This window comes from Saccharothrix sp. NRRL B-16348, assembly GCF_001280085.1.
Classification (GTDB): Bacteria; Actinomycetota; Actinomycetes; order Mycobacteriales; family Pseudonocardiaceae; genus Actinosynnema.
The window spans coordinates 13,011-31,611 of record NZ_LGED01000204.1 but is presented as its reverse complement, the minus strand read 5'-3'; the positions used below and the strand labels follow the sequence as shown (position 1 = coordinate 31,611).

The window sequence follows — 18,601 nt, the reverse complement described above, 5'->3', positions numbered from 1 at the left end:
CCGCTGACCGTGGTGGGGTCACGGCCCCACCACGGTCCGGTGTGGACGGTCAGGCGCCGAGCGCCGCCAGCGTGGCCCGGAGCCGTTCGCGGTCCTCCTCGTCCTGGCGGACCCGGCGGCCGTGGATGCCGCCGCCCGGCATCGCGGCGTCGCCCTCGGCCAGCTCGCGCAGGCCGGGCAGCAGCGGCGCGGCGTCGGCGCCCAGCTCCTCCAGCGACTCGACCAGCCAGACGCCGGGGCCCACCCACTCCAGTCGCTGCCGGATGGCGTCGAGGAGGGGCCGGGTCTCGCCCGTCACGCGCCGGATCGCCAGGGCGGCGGCGTGGGTGTCGTGCCGGTCGCCCAGCAGTTCGCGCAGCCGCGGCACGAGGTCGGCGGCCGGTGCGCCGACCAAGCCCGCCAGCTCGACCGCGTCCGCCACGTGCCGGGCGCTGTCCAGCGCGTCCGCGACCGCGCGGAGCGGCGCGGCGGTGTCACCGGCGTCCAGCAGGAGCCGTGCCGCCTCGATCCGCCGCGCGATGGTGGCCGGGTCGTCGCCGGCGGCGGTGGTGGCCAGCTCGCGGAGCGCGGGCAGCAGGTCGTCCAGGGGCAGACCGTGGTGCGACGCCGTCCGCGCGGCGGGGACGGGCGCGTCGACGGCGGCTTCGGCCACGCAGGAGCGCACGTGGTCCAGGTCGTGGGTGATGGCGGCGAGGGCTCGGGCGCAGTCCAGCCGGTGCGGCCAGGACGCCGCCGGGTCGTCGCGGACCCGCGTCAGCACGGGCACGGCCGCCGCGGCCGCCGAACCCATCGCGGCCAGCGCGCGGACCGACCACCACCCGTCGTGCGGCACGAGCGCGACCAGCTCGGGCACGGCGTCGGCCGCGTCCGCGCCCCACCGGTGCAGCAGCCGGGTCAGGGTGTTCCCCTCGTTGTGCCACCGCATCCGGCCGAGCATGGCGGCGTAGTCCGGCGACGGCGTCCACTCCGGGGGCAGCGCCGCCAGCCGTCGCCGCACCGCGTCCAGCAGCACGGGATCGCAGGCCACACCGGTGTCGATGAGCAGCCCGGTGACGTCGGGCGTCACCGCGCCCGCCGCGAGCGCCGTGATGAACGGCGAACGCCAGCGCGGGTCGCCGAGCGTGATCAAGACGTCCAGGGCCAACCCGAACAGGCGACCCTCGAGCGAGTCCTCGTCGGTTGGCGCGGGCCCGGCGACGACCGCCGCCAGCGAATCGGCCGCCAGGGGAGCGGCGGCGGGCACGTCACGCACCGCGGTCGCGGCGGCCACCCGAACGCCCAGGTCAGGGTGGTCGACGGCGGCGGCCAGCAGGGGCGCGCTCGCCGCCCGGGCCGCCCGCGAACCCACACACCGCTCGTAGACGGCGTCGACGGCACGGCGTGCGGCGTCCGCCGACCCCCGCTCGAACAACGTCCGGCACAACTCGGCGAACGGCGCGTGGTCGATCCGCCGCACGACGTCCCCGAACGGGTACCCCGACCAGACCCAGCTCTTCAGCGGCTCGCCGTCGAGCCAGCAGTCGATCACCGCGCCCGTGCCCGCCGCCGGCCACGGCAGCCCGGCGTCGGCGATCGCCCACAGCGCGCCGGCCCGGACGGCGGCCGGCCGGGACGGCGTCAGCTCACCGGTCAGCCACTCGGCGCTCTCGGCGGGCGCGAGCCGACCGGCCGCCGCCAGCAGCCCCGCCACCACGCGCGGCGACCGTTCCCGCGCGCGCCGCGCCCGCAACGCCGGCAGCACCTCGGCCGCCGACGGCAGGTTGCCCAGCAGGTACGTGGCGACGTGCCGGACCTCGACGTCCGGGTCGTCCAGCAACGGCAGCAGCCGCCCCGTCTCACGCCCCAGCGCCGCGCTCACGTCCGCCAGCACCTCCGGCGGGGCATCGCCGGTCTCGGCGATCGCGCCCAGCAGGTGCACCAGGCTCGTGCGCCGGGGCGTGCCCGGATCGGCGGCGAGCCGCGCGACGAACGGCACGGCCCACGGCGTCGCCGAGTACAGCGTGCCCTGGTGGTAGATGCTGCCGAACAGGTACTCGATCGCCTCGCCGGCGATCGCGTCGTCCGCGCCGACGGCGTGGCGCAACATCCCCGGCACGTCCTCCGCCGAGCCGTACGCGTGGTCGAGGGACGCCCAGTCGACGTCGTCGAGCCCGTCGAGAGCGGCGGCGGCGGTCATCGGTCTGCTCCCATGAGCGGTGCAGCCTAGGCGGTCAGACCGCCTCCACCCGGTACGGGTCGTGCTCGGCGAGCAGCTTCTCCAGCCGCGCCTGGTCGACGCGGCTCACCACGTAGGTCTCCTCCTGCCGGTCGCGCACGCACTTGGCCAGGGTGAACGCCGACGTGACGGTGAACAGCAGGCCGAGCGCCAGGAACGCGCGGACCCAGCCGTCCACCGGCAGGTAGGCGACACCGAGCCCGACGGCGGCCAGCGAGACGACGAAGGAGATCACCGCCTGCGCGTAGAAGGCGTTGGTGGTCGGCGAGTGCGGTTTCGCGGTCATGGCCGAAGGGTCCCCGCCGACCGGCACCCGTGTCATGAGTACCGCTACTCAATCACGCGGGCACCTGCTGGTGGCGGCGCAGCTCGGTGGCGTCGTGCGCGCTGAAGACGTCGACCGCACCACCGTGGTCGCGCACCAGCTCCCGCAACCGCTCCTGGTTGGCCACGCGCAGCTCCGGCAGCACCTGCATCCGCTTCTGCATGTACGTCAACAAGGGCGGGCAGTGCCGTTCCGCCTCCAGCTCGCCGTGGAAGAAGTACGAGTCGCCCGCGTGCAGCAGCCACCGGTCGCCGACGCGCACCGCCACGCCCGTGTGGCCGTGCGTGTGCCCGAACAACGGCACCAGCAGCACGTCCGGCCGCACCTCGCGCACGCCGTCGAAGCCGAACCACGTCTCGCCGGTCGTCTCGTACGGCACCCACCGCGGGCCGTGCTGCCACTGCTTGTCCGGGTAGCGGAAGCGGTCGTTGCCCGACTTGCCCGGACGCGTCGCCGAGGCCAGCTCCTCCGCCGACACGTGCACCCGGGCCCGCGGGAAGTCGCGCAGACCACCGCCGTGGTCGAGGTCGAGGTGCGTCAGCACGACGTCGCGCACGTCAGAAGCGGCGAACCCGAGCGCTTCCACTTGGCGCAGCGCGGTTTCCGCCTCGTCCAGCGCGGGCCGGCTCATCAGCCGCCAGGCGAACGCCAACGTCTCGGCGGGCCGGCGCACGTCGTCGACGCCCATGCCGGTGTCGACCAGGGTCAGGCCGTCGTCGGTTTCGAGGAGCAGCACGTGGCAGACCAGCTCGGCCGTGCTGAAGTAGGAACCCTTGCCGGTCACCAGCTTCCCGCCGACCGGACGCATGGTGCCGCAGTTGAGGTGGTGCACCTTCATGGCCTAGGCCTTCCCAGGAACGCCCCCAGGCGCGCGCCGACGGCGTGCAGGGGGTCGAGCGAACGGCGGGTGCGGGCGAGCAGGAGGGCGCCCTCGATGGCGGACAGCACGACCGTCGCCAGGTCGTCGTCACCGGTGCGCGCGGCGATGAGGCGCTGCCACCGGGCGTAGACGTCCGCGCAGGCGGCGCGGATCGGTTCGCTGTCCGACGCGGCGTCGAGCGCGACCGTGGCGACGGGGCACCCGCTGCGGAAGTCCGAAGCCAGCAGGTCGCGGCCGAGGAGTTCCAAGGCCTGGGAAAGCGCTTTCGCGGGGTCGGGTTCGGCATCGAGGACGGCGGCGAGCGCGTCGCACAGTTCGTTGCCCGCCAACGTCACCGCCTCGACCGCCAACTGCTCCTTGCCGCCCGGGAAGTGGAAGTAGAGGGAGCCCTTGGGCGCGCCGCCCTCGGCGAGCACCTGGTTCAGGCCCGTCGCGTGGTAGCCCTGCGTCCGGAAGAGGTCGGCGGCGGTGCGCACCACGCGCTGTCGGGTGTCGGTCCGTCTCGGCATGGTTTTACTATAGAGACCGGTCTAGTAAGTAAGTCAAGAGGAGAGTGCCTCGGATACGCTCCTGACCCATGCTGGAGATCGCCCACGGCGCGGCACGCGCCGTCATCGCACCCGAGGGTGCGGGACTCAAGTCCTACGAAGTCGGCGGCGTGCCGTACGTGGAGACGTACGACGACGAACCGCCCATGGGCAGCGGCGCGGTGCTGGTGCCGTGGCCCAACCGCACGGCGGGCGGCAGATGGGTGCTCGACGGCGAGGAGCAGCAGCTGGAGATCGGCGAGCCCGCGCGGGGCAACGCCATCCACGGCCTGGTGCGCCGCGCGATCTGGGGCACCGTCGAGCACACCGGGTCGCTCATCTCGCTGGAGACGCCGGTGGCGGGCCTCGGCTGGCCCGTCGAGCTGCGCACCACCATCACGTACGCGCTCGACGACAACGGCCTGACCGTCTCGCACGGCGTCACCAACGTGGGTGACAAGCGGACCCCGTTCGGGGTGGGCACGCACCCGTACCCGCGGGCAGGCGCGTCGGCGACCGACGAGACGTCGCTGTCGCTGGCCGCCACGACCGTGCTGCCGGTCGACGCGCACACCATGATCCCGAACGGCCCGGCCGTGCCGGTGTCGGGCGACTACGACTTCCGCGTGGCGCGGCTGCTGGAGGGCGTGAAGCTGGACACCGCGTTCGGCGGCTGCGAGCCGGTGGACGGGCTGGTGCGGCACGTGCTGAAGGGCCCGGCCGGCGGTGTCGAGGTGTGGGCGGACCCGGACTTCAAGTGGGTGCAGGTCTACACGCCGGACGACTTCCCCGGCCGTGGCCGCGCGATCGCGATCGAGCCGATGACGTGCCCGCCCGACGCGTTGAACAGCGGGGTCGACCTGCTGTGGCTGGAGCCGGGCGAGTCGTGGGCCGGCCGGTGGGGTTTGCGTCCCCTGTCGTAGACCGTTAGCGTCGCTAACTATGAACGTCGCCATCACGGGTGGGTACGTCGTCCCGGTCGCCGGAGAGCCGATCGAGGGCGGCACGGTCCTGATCCAGGACGGGAAGATCGTCGCGGTCGGCGCCGACGTCGAGGTGCCGGACGGCGTCCCGGTCGTGGACGCGGCGGGCCGCTGGGTGCTGCCCGGCTTCGTGGAGGCCCACGGCCACCTCGGCGTGCACGAGGAGGGCGAGGGCTGGGCCGGGCAGGACACCAACGAGATGACCGACCCCAACGGCGCCCGGCTGCGCGCGTTGGACGCGATCAACGCCGCCGACCAGGGCTTCGCCGACGCCCTGTCCGGCGGCGTCACGACCGCGGTGGTCAAGCCCGGGTCGGGCAACGTGATCGGCGGCCAGACCGTAGCGGTCAAGTGCTGGGGTCGCACGGCCGACGAGATGCTCGTGCGCAACCCCGTCAGCGTGAAGAGCGCTCTCGGCGAGAACCCGAAGCGGGTGTACGGCGAGCAGAAGAAGCTGCCGTCCACGTGGCAGGGCGTGGCGGCGGTGATCCGTGACGCGTTCACCAAGGCGCAGGACTACGTGGCCAAGCGTGACGAGGCCGACGGCGCGTTCGAGCGGAACACCACGTCCGAGGTGCTGGCGCGCGTGCTGTCGGGTGAGCTGCCGTGGTGCCAGCACTGCCACCGCGCGGACGACATCGCGACGGCGTTGCGGCTGGCGGACGAGTTCGGCTACCGCCTCATCGTCAACCACGGGACCGAGGGTCACCTGATCGCGGACGTGCTGGCGGAGCGTGACGTCCCGGTGATCATCGGCCCGCTGTTCACGTCGCGGTCCAAGGTCGAGGTCCGCAACCGCTCGTTGCGCAACCCGGGCATCCTGGCGCGCGCCGGCGTGCAGATCGCGATCACCACGGACCACCCGGTCGTGCCGATCCACTTCCTCGTGCACCAGGTGACGTTGGCCGTGAAGGAAGGCCTGGACCCGCGCGTGGGTCTGGAGTCGATCACCGTGAACCCGGCCCGCATCATGGGCCTGGACGACCGCGTGGGCTCCCTGCGCCCCGGCCTGGACGGCGACGTCGTGATCTGGTCGGGCGACCCTCTGGACGTGATGAGCCGAGCCCTGAACGTCTACGTGGAAGGCCGCGAGGTCTACCGCTACTCCGACGGCGAAGAGATCGTCACCAACCCGTTCTACCGCGAACCCTGACCCGCGTGTCGAACACTCAAGTCGCGCGTGTCCTACGTTCGCGTCGCGCGTGTCCTACGTTCAGAACACGCGAGTTCAACGCTCAGAACAGTCGATCTTGTTCTGAGCGTTCAACTCGGGGTACGCGAACGTAGGACACGCGCGACCGGAACGTAGGACACGCGCGACCTGAGTGTTCGACACGCGCGGGTCAGCGGCGGAGGTCGCGGCCGATGACGAGGCGTTGGATCTGGTTGGTGCCCTCGAAGATCTGGAGCACCTTGGCTTCACGCATGTAGCGCTCCACCGGGAAGTCGCGGGTGTAGCCGGCGCCGCCCAGGACCTGCACGGCGTCCGTCGTCACCTTCATCGCGGTGTCGGTGCAGACCAGTTTCGCGATCGCGGCCTGGCGGCGGAACGGCAGGCCGCGGTCGCGGCGGCGGGCGGCCTCCAGGTACGTGGCACGCGCGGATTCCACGGCGGCGGCCATGTCGGCCAGCAGGAACTCCAGGCCCTGGAAGTCGATGATCGCGCGGCCGAACTGGGTGCGCTGCTTGGCGTACGCGACGGCCTCGTCCAACGCCGCCTGCGCCAGACCCACGCCGCACGCGGCGATCCCGAGGCGGCCCGAGTCCAAAGCGGACAGTGCGATCTTCAGGCCGTCGCCCTCCGCCCCGATCAACCGGTCCGCGTCGAGCCGCACGCCGGAGAACGACAGCTGCGCGGTGATGGAACCGGTCAGGCCCATCTTGCGCTCCGGCTTGGCCGCGACCAGCCCCTCGGCCTGGCCCGGCGCGAAGAAGCAGCTGATGCCCTTGCCGCCGTCGTCCGACGTGCGCGCCATCAACGTGTAGAAGTCGGCGACGCCGGCGTGCGTGATCCACGCCTTCGTGCCGTTCACGGTGTAGTGGTCACCGGAGCGGACCGCACGGGTCGACAGGGCGCCGGCGTCGGAACCCGCGTGGGTCTCCGACAACGCGTACCCGCCGAGCTGGTCGCCCGCCAGCACGTCCGGCAGCCAGCGCGACTTCTGCGCGTCGTCCCCGAACGTCGCCAACGCGTAGCTGGACATGACGTGCACCGACAGCCCGACCGCGACCGACATCCACGCCGACGCGACCTCCTCCAACGCCTGCAGGTACACCTCGTACGGCTGCTCACCGCCGCCGAACCGCTCCGGGTACGGCAGCCCGAGCAGCCCGGTCTTGCCGAGCAGCCGGAACGCCTCGCGCGGGAACCGCGAGTGCTCCTCCGCCTCGGCGGCGTGCGGCGCGAGTTCGTCACGCGCGATCTCGCGGACCAGGGCGAGCAGGTCCTCGGCCTCGGTGGTGGGCAAAAGGCGCTCGGCGGGCATCGTCGACCTCCGGATCACGGGGTACTCTCACCAGTACTGTAGGACGTACTCCAGTACTGGAGCCAGGCACTGTGACAGAGTTGCCGCCTATGACCTCGATCGTGCGCCGACCGCCGACGCCCAGGCAGGTCGAGCTGCTGGGCAGGCTGGAAGCGCTCGTCCTCGCCGAGGGCTTCGCGCACTTCACGCTCGACGACCTCGCCGCGCGCCTGCACTGCTCCAAGTCCACGCTCTACGCGCTGGCCGCGAGCAAGGAGCAGCTGGCGGTCAAGGTCGTCGGCCGGTACTTCAAGGGCGCGGCCGAGCGGATCGAGCAGCGCATCGCCGACATCAAGGACGTCCGCGCACGCGTCGGCACGTACCTCGCGGGCGCCGCGGAGGAGTTGCGGCGGGCGTCGGCCCAGTTCATCGCGGACGTGTCCGCGTTCGCCCCCACGCGCAGCACCTACGAGCGCAACGCCCGCGCCGCGGCCGAGCGGATCCGCGAGTTCATCCAGGAGGGTGTCCGCGACGGGGTGTTCCGGGACGTGCACGCGACCCTGATCGCCGAGATGGCCGGGCTGCTCATCGAGGGCATCCAGACCGGTGTGCTGACCCGGCGGGCGGGTGTGTCGGACGCCGAGGCGTTCACCGCGCTGGGTGAACTGCTGCTGGACGGGTTGCGGAGAGAACGGAGCCAGTCGTGATCGTCGTTGCAGGTGAGGCGCTGGTCGACCTGGTGCCCACGCCCGAGGGCGCCCTCGCGCCGCGGCTGGGCGGCGGGCCGTACAACGTGGCCGTGGCCGCCGGACGCCTCGAAGCGCCGGTGAGCTTCCTGTCGCGGGTGTCGACCGACCTGTTCGGCGACCGGCTGATCGAACGGCTGCACGCCTCCGCCGTGCGCACCGACCTGGTCCAGCGCGGCGACCAGCCGACGACGCTGGCCGTGGTCGGGCTGGCCGACGACGGCTCGGCGCGCTACTCGTTCTACGTCGAGGGCACGGCGGACCGCCAGGTGACCGATCCGGGGCCGCTGCCCGCCGGCACGCGGGCGGTGTCCTTCGGCACGCTGTCCATGGTGCTGGAGCCGGGCGCGAGCACGTACGAGCGCGTGCTGTGGCGCGAGGCCGAACGCGGCGCGCTCACCGTGCTCGACCCGAACATCCGCGCGGGCCTCATCCACGACCCGATGGCCTACCGCGACCGGTACGACTCGTGGCTGCCGCACGTGGGCCTGCTGAAGGTCTCCGTCGAGGACGCGCGGTGGCTGGCCGACCTGCCGGAGGACGCGCCCGAGGACGACGTGCTGGAGGTCGTGCGCGACTGGCAGGGCGCGGGCCCGGCCGCCGTCGTGCTCACGCGCGGTGGCGACGGGCTGGCCGTGCTGACCGCCGCGGGCGACGTGATCCGCGTCCCACCCACGCCCGTGGACGTGGTCGACACCATCGGCGCGGGCGACACCGTGCAGGGCGCGCTGCTCGCCTGGCTGCACGACCACGACGCGCTGTCCGTCGAGGCTGTCCGAGGTCTGGACGCCGGCGGGTGGGGTGCGGCGCTGGCCTACGCGGGCGCCGCGGCGGCCGTCACGTGCTCCCGCGCGGGCGCCGAGCCGCCCTTCAAACGCGAGCTGGAGATGACCTAGCTCTCACCCCGCGTGAGATGGAGAAACAGCCCCGAAGGGCTACCGTGGTGGATGCACGCTAGCCACCCATGCATCCGGATGTGATGCCGGTCCCATCTCACAGAATCGGTTCACACCGCGACTGTGTGGAGGGTCGTCCTCTGACTAGCGTGGGAGAACTGACAGGACCCCAACGGGGTGGTGCTGCGGTGCGGGGCGATCCCACGCCCGCGCGTGCGTGCGAGACCCGCACATGAGCCACCCCGCCCTAGCGTGAGAGGGACTCTGCATGCCCGACGCGACGACTGCGCCGAACGACACCCGTACCGTCGCGCTGCGCCATCCGGGCGGAGAGCACGAGATGAAGGTAGTACCGGCCACCGAGGGTGCGCCCGGTATCGACCTCGGAAAGCTCCTGGCCACAACAGGTCTGGTCACACTGGACAGCGGGTTCGTCAACACCGCGTCCTGTTCCTCCGAGATCACCTACATCGACGGTGACGCCGGCATCCTGCGCTACCGCGGCTACCCGATCGAGCAGCTCGCCGAGAAGTCGAACTTCATCGAGGTCAGCTACCTGCTGATCTACGGCGAGCTGCCGACCCAGGCCCAGCTGGAGGAGTTCTCCTCCAAGATCAACCGGCACACGCTGCTGCACGAGGACCTGAAACGGTTCTTCGACGGCTTCCCGCGTGACGCCCACCCCATGCCCGTGCTGTCCTCGGCGGTGTCCGCGCTGTCGACGTTCTACCAGGACAGCCTCAGCCCCTTCGACGCCAACCAGGTCGAGATCTCCACGATCCGCCTGCTGGCCAAGGTGCCCACCATCGCGGCGTACGCCTACAAGAAGTCCGTCGGCCAGCCGTTCCTGTACCCGGACAACTCCCTGGGTCTGGTGGACAACTTCCTGCGCATGACGTTCGGCTTCCCGGCCGAGCCGTACGACGTCGACCCCGACCTGGTGCGGGCGCTCGACCTGCTGTTCGTGCTGCACGCCGACCACGAGCAGAACTGCTCCACGTCGACCGTGCGCCTGGTCGGCTCGTCCGAGGCGAACCTGTTCGCGTCCATCTCGGCCGGCATCAACGCGTTGTTCGGCCCGCTGCACGGCGGCGCGAACTCCGCGGTGCTGGAGATGCTGGAGAAGATCCGGCGCGAGGGCGGTGACGTCAACGCGTTCGTGAAGAAGGTCAAGAACAAGGAGGACGGCGTCCGCCTGATGGGCTTCGGCCACCGGGTCTACAAGAACTACGACCCGCGCGCCGCGATCATCAAGAAGACGGCCGACGAGATCCTCGGCAAGCTGGGCGCGTCCGACGAGCTGCTCGACATCGCGAAGGCGCTCGAGGAGACCGCGCTCGCCGACGACTACTTCGTCGAGCGGAAGCTGTACCCGAACGTCGACTTCTACACCGGCCTGATCTACCGCGCGATGGGCTTCCCGACGAAGTTCTTCACCGTGCTGTTCGCGCTGGGCCGGCTGCCCGGCTGGATCGCGCACTGGCGCGAGATGATCTCCGACCCGGCCACCAAGATCGGCCGCCCGCGGCAGGTCTACGTCGGCTCGCCGGAGCGCTCGTTCGTGCCGCTCGACCAGCGCTGAGCCACACCCGGCTGACGTTCCCACCACGGCCAAGGCCCGCACCCCGCATCGGCGGTGTGGGCCTTCGTCGTTGGCAGGGCAGGGGATTCGCCGGTCAGGTCGGCCAGATCAGGGTGCCGGCGCGGATCTCGTCCACGACCGTGTCGATCCAGGCCAGTTCGGCGCGGGCCTGGCCCAGCGCGTACTCGGTCTCGATGACGTGCAGCCGGGGCACGCCGCCCGCCAGCACCTCGGCCAGGTCGCGCTCGTCGGCGGCGATGCGGGCGGACAGCCGCTGCCCGCGTTCGGTCAGGGCTTCGACGGCGCCGATCGGACCGAGGGCGCCGAGGTGCGCGACCGCGCCGAGGAACTGGGTGAACTCCCGTTGTGGGGTGCGGACCTGGCTGTCCAGCCGGCGCACCAGCTCGTCGTGCCCGGCGTCGGTGAGGGCGTACACGGTCCGCTCCGGGCGGTTGCCGGTGCGCTCCGTGCCCTGCGGCGCGACCCACCCGGCGGCGACCAGCGCCTCGACGACGTCGTACAGCGTGCCCCGGTTGATCGCGGCGGCCCGGTTGCCGCCGCGGGCCCGCAGGTCGGTGAGCACCTGGTACGGGTGCGCCGGGCGCTCCAGCAGGAGACCCAGCACCGCGAGCACGAGCGGGTTGTCGAGCGCGCGACGTGGCATGGTCGAAATCTACCAGTCGAAATCGGCTATCGGGCCTGGCGCAGCACGTCCCGCAGACGCACGCGAGCGCCCGTGCGCAGCACCGCGTTCGAGTACACCTTGCCGCCCAGCCACGTGATCGCCGCGATCGCGGCCAGCGCGAGCACGATCGCCAGCAGCACCTGCCACGTCGGCGCGACGCCCATCGCCATCCGGCCCGGCATCATGATCGGCGCGAACGGCGGCAGCAGCGACAGCACCGTCGCCACCGTGCCGGTCGGGTCGGTGATCATGAAGTTGATGCCCAGCATGAACGCCACCACGATCGACATGCTGATCGGCAGCAGCACCGGCTGCAGCTCCTCCTGCCGCGACACCAACGACGCGGCGGCGGCGAAAACGGTGGCGTACAAGAAGAAGCCGAGCACGTACCAGAGCACGCCGGTGGCCAGCGCGCCGCCCGCCACGCCCGTGACGTCGACCACGCCGGACAGCGACGTCAGCACCAGCCCGATGCCGCCGATCACGACCAGTTGCAGCAACCCCACCGCGCCGAGCCCCACGACCTTGCCCAGCAGCAGCTGCCACGGCCGCAGCGTCGCCAGCAGGATCTCCACCACCCGGCTGGACTTCTCCTCCACCACGCCCTGCGCGACCATCGCCCCGTAGACCAGCAGCGAGTAGTAGAGCAACCCCGCGATCACCAGGCCGATCGCCAGCCGCTCGCCCTGTTGGCCGTCCGGCGGCTCCAACGCCACCACGTCGACGCCCGCGCGTTCGACGTTGCGCGCCACCTCGGCCGGGTCGACGCCCGCCTCGGCGAAGTGCGCGTCCAACACCTGCTGCTTGACCAGCAGGTCGATCGAGTTGCGCAGCGAGTCGCCGAGCGACTCCTTCACCAGCACGCGCAGGTCGTCCGACGCGCCGGTGATCAGCGCGTCCACGTCGCCCGAGCGCACCTGCTCCTCGGCCGCCGCCACGTCGGTCACGTCGACCGTCTCCACCTCACGGCCGAACGAGCGGGCGGTCTGCTTCAACGGCTCCGCGAGCACGGTCGCCTGACCGCTCAGCGCGACCCGGTCGCGACCGGCGTCGTCGAACAGCACGGCCTGCAGCAGCACGTACCCCGCTATCACGGCGACGATCACCACCGTGCCCCAGACGAACGACTTCGTGCGCACCTTGCCCAGGAACTCCCGGCGCGAGACCAGGAACACCGCCCGACCGGGGGTGAGGCTGTTCATGCGGCGGACTCCTCGGTCACCACGCTGCGGAACAACTCGGTCAGCGACGGCCGCTGCCGGGAGAACTCGTGCACCGGCCCCGTGCCCAGGGCGGCGTGCAACACCGCCTGGTCGTCCACGTCCGACGTGACCTCCAGGACCGTGCGGCCGGTCGACGTGTGCGCCGAGCGCACGCCCGGCAGGTGGTCGGCCCAGCCCGGCGGCGCCAGCGGGGCGTCCACCACGAGCTTCGACTCGCCGCCGGCGCGCAGCTCGTCCACCGAACCGGACGCCACCAGCGTGCCGCTGCGCACGATGCCGACCCGGTCGCACAACCGCTCCACCAGGTCCAGTTGGTGGCTGGAGAACACCACCGGCACGCCGCTCGCCGCCTTCTCGCGCAGCACGTTGCTCATCACGTCCACCGCGACCGGGTCCAGGCCGGAGAACGGCTCGTCCAGCACCAGCACGTCCGGGTCGTGCACCAGCGCCGCGGCCAGCTGCACCCGTTGCTGGTTGCCGAGGCTGAGCTTCTGCACCTCGTCGTCACGGCGGTCGCGCAGGCCGAGCCGGGCGATCCAGGTGTCCGCCGAGCGGTGCGCCGCGTTGGTCGACATGCCGTGCAGCTCGGCCAGGTAGACGAGCTGGTCGAGCACCTTCATCTTGGGGTAGAGCCCGCGTTCCTCGGGCATGTAGCCGATCCGGCGGCGGGTCTCGAACGTGATCGGCTCGCCGTTCCACCGGACCTCGCCCGAGTCGGCGGCCAGCACGCCGAGCGCGATGCGCATCGCGGTGGTCTTGCCCGCGCCGTTGCTGCCGACGAACCCGAACAGCTCGCCCGCCCGCACGTCGAAGGTCATCGCGTCGAGCGCGACGACCTCCCCGTAGCGCTTGGAGACCCGGTCGACCTCCAGCACTCCCTGTGCCACGTGCTCTCCTCCTGTCGTGACCGGTCGTGCCCGCCCCAGACCTACCAGCCGTGGACCTACGAGCCGTAGACCTGGGTGGACAACGGCTTGAACGGCGTGCGGCTGAACACCGCCTCGACCGGCAGGCCGAACACGTCGCAGATCCGCAGCGCGAGGTCGAGGCTCGGGTAGTGGTCGCCCCGCTCCAACGCGCCGATCGTCTGGGGGTTGACCTCCACCGCCTCGGCCAACCCCGCCCTGGTCAAACCCCGTTCGACCCGGAGCACCCCGATCCGGTTGTGGATCGGTTGCCCGGGGCCCCGGCGCACCGGACTCATGCTACGAAGTGTTGCGAAAACCCAACAGAACGGCAAGTAAACAATTCACAGAATAGGCCGAACGGCGGTATCCGGCGGGTGTGTGCCGAAGAAATCACGTTTCGGTGAAACGATACGTCGCCGGGAACCGAATCGAGTGTCGACGGGTCGAATTGCGCAGTAGGGCCGCAAGCCCCGTTGCCGTGAGGGGTGAACATGGAGCCGGACCAGTGGCTCGCGCAGTACGGAGAGAAGATCGAGCAGGCCAAGCGGAACGCCGCCCAGGCCGAGTCGCAGCTCGGTGGCGTCGGCGGTAGCGCGACGTCGCCGGACGGCCTGATCACGGTCACGGTCAACGCCTCGGGCGCGCTGACCGACCTGATCCTGCGCCCGCAGTTGCGCGGCGAGGACCCCGAGCGGATCTCCGGCGCGATCATGACCGCCGTCGCCCAGGCGCAGCGCGCCGCGGCGGGCAAGGTCGTCGAGATCATGACGGAGTTCGTCGGTGACAGCCCCGCGCTGGAGTTCGTGAAGGCGAAGATGCCCAACGGCTATTCGGGTGACGGCACGGACGCCGTGGAACCGGAGCCCGAGATCCAGCGTCGAGACACCAGGCCCGATGACGACTACTTCACCAACCCACCCGATGTCATGGCCTGAGCAGGGGGTAGATGACCATGTTCGACTCGTTCAACGTGAACCCGGAGGAGATCCGGGCGCACGCTGGCACGGTCGACCAGCTGACGCAGCGGATGCTCTCGGCCACCAACACCGCTGACCCGTCGCTGTCGACCGACGCCTTCGGCGTGTTCGGCTCGTTCCTGGCGCAGTTCCTGCTCAAGGCGGCCGGCTCGTCCCAGGACATCCTCGGCCAGGCGACGGAGACCGTCGCCGACATGTGCCAGGGCCTCAAGGAGGTCGCCGACCTCTACGAGAACGTCGACCTCGACAACGCGTTCGGCTTCACCGGAAAGGCACGGGGATGAGCGGGCAAGCCACCACCCAGGGCCGTGACCCCTCGCACTTGATCAGCGACGTGCAGGGCACCGTCGCGGCGGTCGAGCGCGGCGACTGGGTCCAGGCCGGTCTCGGCATGGCGAACACCGCCATGGGCATCGTCGGCATGGCCAGCAACCCGTTGTCGGGCTTCCTGTCCGCCGGTTTCAGCTGGGCCATGCAGCACGTCGACTTCCTGCGCGAGCCGTTCGACGCGCTGCTCGGCGACCCGCAGGCGATCCAGAAGATGTCCGACAGCTGGGCGTCCGCGGCCAAGCAGATCGAGGGCATCGTCGCCGACTACCGGCGCACGTCGGTCGAGGAGACCCGGACGTGGCGCGGCCGTTCCGCCGACGGGTACCGGGCGGCGAGCAAGCGGCACGCGGCCGGCCTGGAGACGCTGTCCAAGGCCACGCAGGGCATCTCGCGCGCCGCCAAGGGCGCGGGCGAGCTGGTGGCGACAGTGCGCAAGACCATCATGGACCTGATCAGCCAGGCCGTGTCCGAGATGGTCATGAAGATCATCCAGTGGTTGGCGGCGTCGTTCCTGACCTTCGGCGCGGCCATGGGCGCGGCGATCGCGGACATCGTGCAGATGGCGTGCAACTACGCCAAGAAGCTCGCCGACTTCCTGCAGAAGCTCGGCAACTCGCTCAAGAAGCTGATCGACCTGATCAAGTCGGTCGCCCAGATCGCCCAGACCGCCAAGCAGATCCTGCAGGCGATCACCGCGATGACGTCGTCCAACAAGGGCGGCAGCGGCGGTGGCGGCTCGGGGCCCCGGTTGTCGCAAGGCGGGCTGGGGCTCGACGAGCGGCGGCTCGCCGACATGGACCGGGCCGCGAACGAGCGGTACACGAACAACCCCGGCGGCAGCGGTGGCGGCGGTGCGTCGACCATCCCGGCCGGCGGTCCGAGCCCGGTCGGGCCCGTGGTGAGCGCGCCGCCGCAGGTCGGCACGGGTTACGGGCCGGGCACGGGTTCGACCGAGCCGGGTCGTGCCTACCCCGGTGGTCCGAGCGGTCCCGTGGTCAGCCGTCCGCCTTCGGTCGGCGGCGGTTCCGGCGGTTCCGGCTCGGGTGGGTCCGGTTCCGGCGGTTCCGGCGGCGGTGGCCACTGGGAGCCGGGTCGGTGGGTGCCGGGCGGTTCCGGCACGGGCGCCGGCCGGGTGCCCGCGCCGCCTTCGTTCAACGACACGACGTACGCGACGGGCAGCGGTTCCACGTCCGTGCCGACGGTGCCGACCGTGCCTCCGGTCCGCCCGGTCGACCTGCCCACCGGCGGTAGCGCCGGTGGTGTCGGTGGTGGTGCCGGCGCCGGTATCGGTGGCGGTGGCGGTGGCTTCGCCGGTGGTGGCGGCGGTGGCGGTGGCTTCGCCGGCGGTTCCGGTGGCGGTGGCGCCGGTGCGCCCACCCTCCAGGCCGGTGGCGCGTCCGGCGTGCTCGGCCAGGCGGGCGGTCCGGCGGGCGGCGGCGCGGCCGGCGCCGGTGCTCCGGGCGCGGCCGGCGGACGTCCGGGCGGTGCCGGTGGCATGGGCATGATGGGCGCGCCGATGATGGGCGCCCCGGGCCAGGGCGGCGACGGCAAGGACCACCAGCGCAAGGTGCGGCTGGAGGGCGAGCCCCTGATCGAGGAGCCGCCGAAGGCCGCGAAGCCGATCATCGGCGAGTGACCTGACACCCCAAAGGGGACCTCCACCACGGAGGTCCCCTTTGCCATACCCACAACCCCTCACCCTTCGCGTGTCGAACGCTCAGCCCGCGCGTGTCGAACGCTCACGCCCCGCGTGTCGAACGTTCGCGTCGCGCGTGTCCTACGTTCGCGTCGCGAGAGTCCTACGCTCAGGTCGCGAGAGTCCTACGTTCAGGACGCCTGAATTCAACGCTCAGGACCGGGGTTGGGCGGCCAGTTCCGCGGCCACCTCGGCGGTGACGGCAGGTTCGGCAGCGGCACGGTCGGTCGGCACCAGGCCGATCCGGGTACGCCGGTCCAGGACGTCGTCGGCGGTCAGGGCGCCTTCGTGGCGGACGGCCCAGGCGACCTCGCCCACCTCGGCGACGGCGGCGGCTTCAGCCCCGTAACGGGCGGTCAGGTCAGCTGGGCCGGTGGACGGCCCAGCGCCGACCAACGGGAGGCGCGCGGTGCGCGAACGAACGGTGGTCAGGGCGGTGGCGTCCACGGCGTCGGCGGCCATGCGGCGGTACGTGGTGAGCTTGCCGCCCACGACCGTGGTTACGCCGCCGTCGGTCAGCACGGCGTGCCGGCGGGAGAGGTCGGCGCTGGGGCCGTCGCCGGTGTCGAGGAGCGGACGCAGCCCGGCGAACGATCCCGCGACGTCGGAGGGCGACAGTTCGCGCTCCAGCACCGACGACGCGACCGCGAGCAGGAAGTCCACATCGGACTGCGGCACGGTCGGCACGTCCGGGATCGGGCCGTCCACCGGCTCGTCGGTCAGACCCACGTACACGCGCCCGTCACGTTGCGGCAGCACGAGCGCGTAGCGGTTCCGCGCACCCGGGATCGGCACGGTCAGCGCCGTGTTCGACAGGCCCACCACGGACGCGGACAGCACCAGGTGCGAGCCCCGGGACGGCCGGAGCTTCACGTCCGGCACCAGGTCGCCCGCCCACACGCCGGCGGCGTTCACCACCGCACGTGCCTCGATGCGCAGCGACGCCCCGGTGAGCGCGTCCACCACCTCCGCGCCGTGCCCGGTGAGCCGGGTGGCACGGGCGCGCGTGACGATCCGGGCACCGAAGCCGGCGGCGGTCCGGGCCAGCGCCACGACCAGGCGGGCGTCGTCGACCAACTGCCCGTCGAAGCTCAGCAGGCCGCCGCGCAGACCGGCCCGGCGCAGACCCGGAGCCAGCGCCAGCGCCTCGACGGCGGGCACGCGCCGCGGACCGGGCAGCACCCGTGACGGCGTCCGGGCCAGCCGGCGCAGGAGATCACCCGCGCGCAGACCGGCCATCACGACGGCTTCGTTCCCCTTGCCGTGCAACGGCACCAGCTGCGGCAGCGCCCGCACCAGGTGGGGCGCGGTCCGGGTCATCAGGATGCCCCGCTCGACCGCGCTCTCGTACGCCAACCCGATCTCGCCCTGGGCCAGGTAGCGCAGCCCGCCGTGGACCAGCTTGCTCGACCAGCGGGACGTGCCGAACGCCAGGTCGTGCGCCTCCACCAGGCACACCGACAGCCCGCGTGACGCCGCGTCCAAGGCGACACCGGCACCTGTCACACCACCGCCGATGACGAGCAGGTCGACCGGGGACGAGGCCAGGTGGTCCAGGTCCGCGCGCCGGCGCGCCGCGTTCAGAGAGGTGTTCACGACAGCGCCGCGTCGAGGTAGGCGGCCAGTTCGGCGAGCAGCTCCTCGAAGTCCAGGTCCGTGGTGGCCGGTCGGATCGAGAGCACCAGCGACTGCGTCGTCAGCAGCACGAGGCGCGCCTGGGCGGAGGTGGAGCCGGGCCGGATCGAGCCGTCCGCGTGCCCCTCCTCGATCCGGCCGATGAGGAACGCCTCGACCAGCCGCTGCGTGCTCCCGAGCCGTTGCACGAGGTACGGCAGCATCAGCTCGGCGTCCAGGTCGAGCACGCGCCGCATCAACGGGTCGGCGGCCAGGAGCCGGATGCCCGCGATGGCCTGCGCCACGAGCCGCTGCCTGGCGTGCTCGCCGGTCACCTCGACGCGCTGGAGCAGAGCGGTGAACTCCCTGGTCATGAGGGCCCTGACCAGCGTCCCGACGTCCGGGAAACGGCGGTAGAGGGTCATCCGGCTGACGCCGGCGCGTTTGGCGATGTCCGTCAGCGTGGTGCGGCGGACCCCGACTTCGACCACGCAGTCGCGGGCCGCGTCGAGGAGCGCGTCATCACTGTGACGTTGAGACGTCATGTGT

The 18,601-nt window shown here is 71.9% G+C and carries 19 protein-coding genes; 8 read left to right on the top strand and 11 right to left on the bottom strand.

Annotated features, from left to right (window positions below):
• Window positions 1-49: 49 nt before the first annotated feature.
• The 4 genes from ADK67_RS23225 to ADK67_RS23210 are packed head-to-tail and all read right to left on the bottom strand — an operon-like array spanning window position 50 to window position 3,929.
• The gene (locus ADK67_RS23225) at window positions 50-2,176 is read right to left on the bottom strand and encodes a HEAT repeat domain-containing protein (RefSeq protein WP_053718595.1); all 2,127 of its coding nucleotides are present in this window, start codon (window positions 2,174-2,176) and stop codon (window positions 50-52) included.
• A gap of 34 nt (window positions 2,177-2,210) precedes the next feature.
• The gene (locus tag ADK67_RS23220; protein ID WP_053718682.1) at window positions 2,211-2,501 is read right to left on the bottom strand and encodes a YiaA/YiaB family inner membrane protein; all 291 of its coding nucleotides are present in this window, start codon (window positions 2,499-2,501) and stop codon (window positions 2,211-2,213) included.
• A gap of 52 nt (window positions 2,502-2,553) precedes the next feature.
• On the bottom strand, window positions 2,554-3,378 hold the full coding sequence (locus ADK67_RS23215; protein ID WP_053718594.1) for an MBL fold metallo-hydrolase: 825 nt from the start codon (window positions 3,376-3,378) through the stop codon (window positions 2,554-2,556).
• Window positions 3,375-3,929, bottom strand: a complete 555-nt coding sequence (locus ADK67_RS23210; protein ID WP_053718593.1) for a TetR/AcrR family transcriptional regulator — start codon at window positions 3,927-3,929, stop codon at window positions 3,375-3,377. Before ADK67_RS23210 ends, ADK67_RS23215 begins: the two co-directional genes overlap by 4 nt.
• Window positions 3,930-3,997: 68 nt before the next feature.
• Between ADK67_RS23210 and ADK67_RS23205 the strand changes: the two genes are divergently transcribed.
• Both ADK67_RS23205 and ADK67_RS23200 read left to right on the top strand, forming a co-directional pair.
• The gene (locus ADK67_RS23205; protein WP_053718592.1) at window positions 3,998-4,870 is read left to right on the top strand and encodes an aldose 1-epimerase family protein; all 873 of its coding nucleotides are present in this window, start codon (window positions 3,998-4,000) and stop codon (window positions 4,868-4,870) included.
• A 19-nt stretch (window positions 4,871-4,889) separates the two neighbouring features.
• Entirely contained in the window at window positions 4,890-6,083 is a 1,194-nt protein-coding gene (locus ADK67_RS23200) for an amidohydrolase (RefSeq protein ID WP_053718591.1), read from the top strand.
• Window positions 6,084-6,273: 190 nt separating this feature from the next.
• On the opposite strand, the gene ADK67_RS23195 is transcribed toward ADK67_RS23200, so the two are convergent.
• Window positions 6,274-7,416 carry an acyl-CoA dehydrogenase family protein gene (locus tag ADK67_RS23195; RefSeq protein ID WP_053718590.1) on the bottom strand — a complete coding sequence of 381 codons (1,143 nt, stop codon included), beginning with the start codon at window positions 7,414-7,416 and terminating at the stop codon, window positions 6,274-6,276.
• An 89-nt stretch (window positions 7,417-7,505) separates the two neighbouring features.
• On the opposite strand from ADK67_RS23195, the gene ADK67_RS23190 reads away from it, so the two are divergent.
• The 3 genes from ADK67_RS23190 (at window position 7,506) to ADK67_RS23180 (ending at window position 10,619) form a co-directional block, all read left to right on the top strand.
• Window positions 7,506-8,102, top strand: coding sequence for a TetR/AcrR family transcriptional regulator (locus tag ADK67_RS23190; RefSeq protein ID WP_053718589.1), 597 nt, complete (start codon window positions 7,506-7,508; stop codon window positions 8,100-8,102).
• Entirely contained in the window at window positions 8,099-9,037 is a 939-nt protein-coding gene (locus ADK67_RS23185) for a carbohydrate kinase family protein (protein WP_053718588.1), read from the top strand. Before ADK67_RS23190 ends, ADK67_RS23185 begins: the two co-directional genes overlap by 4 nt.
• 268 nt (window positions 9,038-9,305) lie before the next feature.
• A complete protein-coding gene (locus ADK67_RS23180; RefSeq protein ID WP_053718587.1) occupies window positions 9,306-10,619 on the top strand; it encodes a citrate synthase in 1,314 nt (437 codons plus the stop codon).
• Window positions 10,620-10,713: 94 nt separating this feature from the next.
• Here ADK67_RS23180 and ADK67_RS23175 read toward each other — a convergent pair whose 3' ends face one another.
• The 4 genes from ADK67_RS23175 to ADK67_RS23160 are packed head-to-tail and all read right to left on the bottom strand — an operon-like array spanning window position 10,714 to window position 13,731.
• Entirely contained in the window at window positions 10,714-11,283 is a 570-nt protein-coding gene (locus ADK67_RS23175) for a PadR family transcriptional regulator (protein WP_053718586.1), read from the bottom strand.
• A 26-nt stretch (window positions 11,284-11,309) separates the two neighbouring features.
• On the bottom strand, window positions 11,310-12,506 hold the full coding sequence (locus ADK67_RS23170; RefSeq protein WP_053718585.1) for an ABC transporter permease: 1,197 nt from the start codon (window positions 12,504-12,506) through the stop codon (window positions 11,310-11,312).
• A complete protein-coding gene (locus ADK67_RS23165) occupies window positions 12,503-13,414 on the bottom strand; it encodes an ABC transporter ATP-binding protein (protein WP_053718584.1) in 912 nt (303 codons plus the stop codon). The genes ADK67_RS23170 and ADK67_RS23165 overlap by 4 nt, the downstream gene beginning before the upstream one ends.
• A gap of 56 nt (window positions 13,415-13,470) precedes the next feature.
• Entirely contained in the window at window positions 13,471-13,731 is a 261-nt protein-coding gene (locus ADK67_RS23160; RefSeq protein ID WP_053718583.1) for a helix-turn-helix transcriptional regulator, read from the bottom strand.
• Window positions 13,732-13,926: 195 nt separating this feature from the next.
• On the opposite strand from ADK67_RS23160, the gene ADK67_RS23155 reads away from it, so the two are divergent.
• Genes ADK67_RS23155 through ADK67_RS54735 form a run of 3 tightly spaced genes read left to right on the top strand, consistent with a single transcriptional unit; the run spans window position 13,927 to window position 16,378 of the window.
• Window positions 13,927-14,370 carry a YbaB/EbfC family nucleoid-associated protein gene (locus tag ADK67_RS23155; protein WP_053718681.1) on the top strand — a complete coding sequence of 148 codons (444 nt, stop codon included), beginning with the start codon at window positions 13,927-13,929 and terminating at the stop codon, window positions 14,368-14,370.
• An 11-nt stretch (window positions 14,371-14,381) separates the two neighbouring features.
• Window positions 14,382-14,696: a type VII secretion target gene (locus tag ADK67_RS23150; protein ID WP_053718582.1), complete on the top strand. Its 315-nt coding sequence runs from the start codon at window positions 14,382-14,384 to the stop codon at window positions 14,694-14,696.
• On the top strand, window positions 14,693-16,378 hold the full coding sequence (locus ADK67_RS54735; RefSeq protein ID WP_053718581.1) for a WXG100 family type VII secretion target: 1,686 nt from the start codon (window positions 14,693-14,695) through the stop codon (window positions 16,376-16,378). The genes ADK67_RS23150 and ADK67_RS54735 overlap by 4 nt, the downstream gene beginning before the upstream one ends.
• 213 nt (window positions 16,379-16,591) lie before the next feature.
• On the opposite strand, the gene ADK67_RS23140 is transcribed toward ADK67_RS54735, so the two are convergent.
• Window positions 16,592-18,034, bottom strand: a complete 1,443-nt coding sequence (locus tag ADK67_RS23140) for a glycerol-3-phosphate dehydrogenase/oxidase (protein ID WP_053718580.1) — start codon at window positions 18,032-18,034, stop codon at window positions 16,592-16,594.
• On the bottom strand, window positions 18,031-18,597 hold the full coding sequence (locus tag ADK67_RS23135) for a TetR/AcrR family transcriptional regulator (protein ID WP_053718579.1): 567 nt from the start codon (window positions 18,595-18,597) through the stop codon (window positions 18,031-18,033). Before ADK67_RS23135 ends, ADK67_RS23140 begins: the two co-directional genes overlap by 4 nt.
• Between the last annotated feature and the right edge of the window lie 4 nt (window positions 18,598-18,601).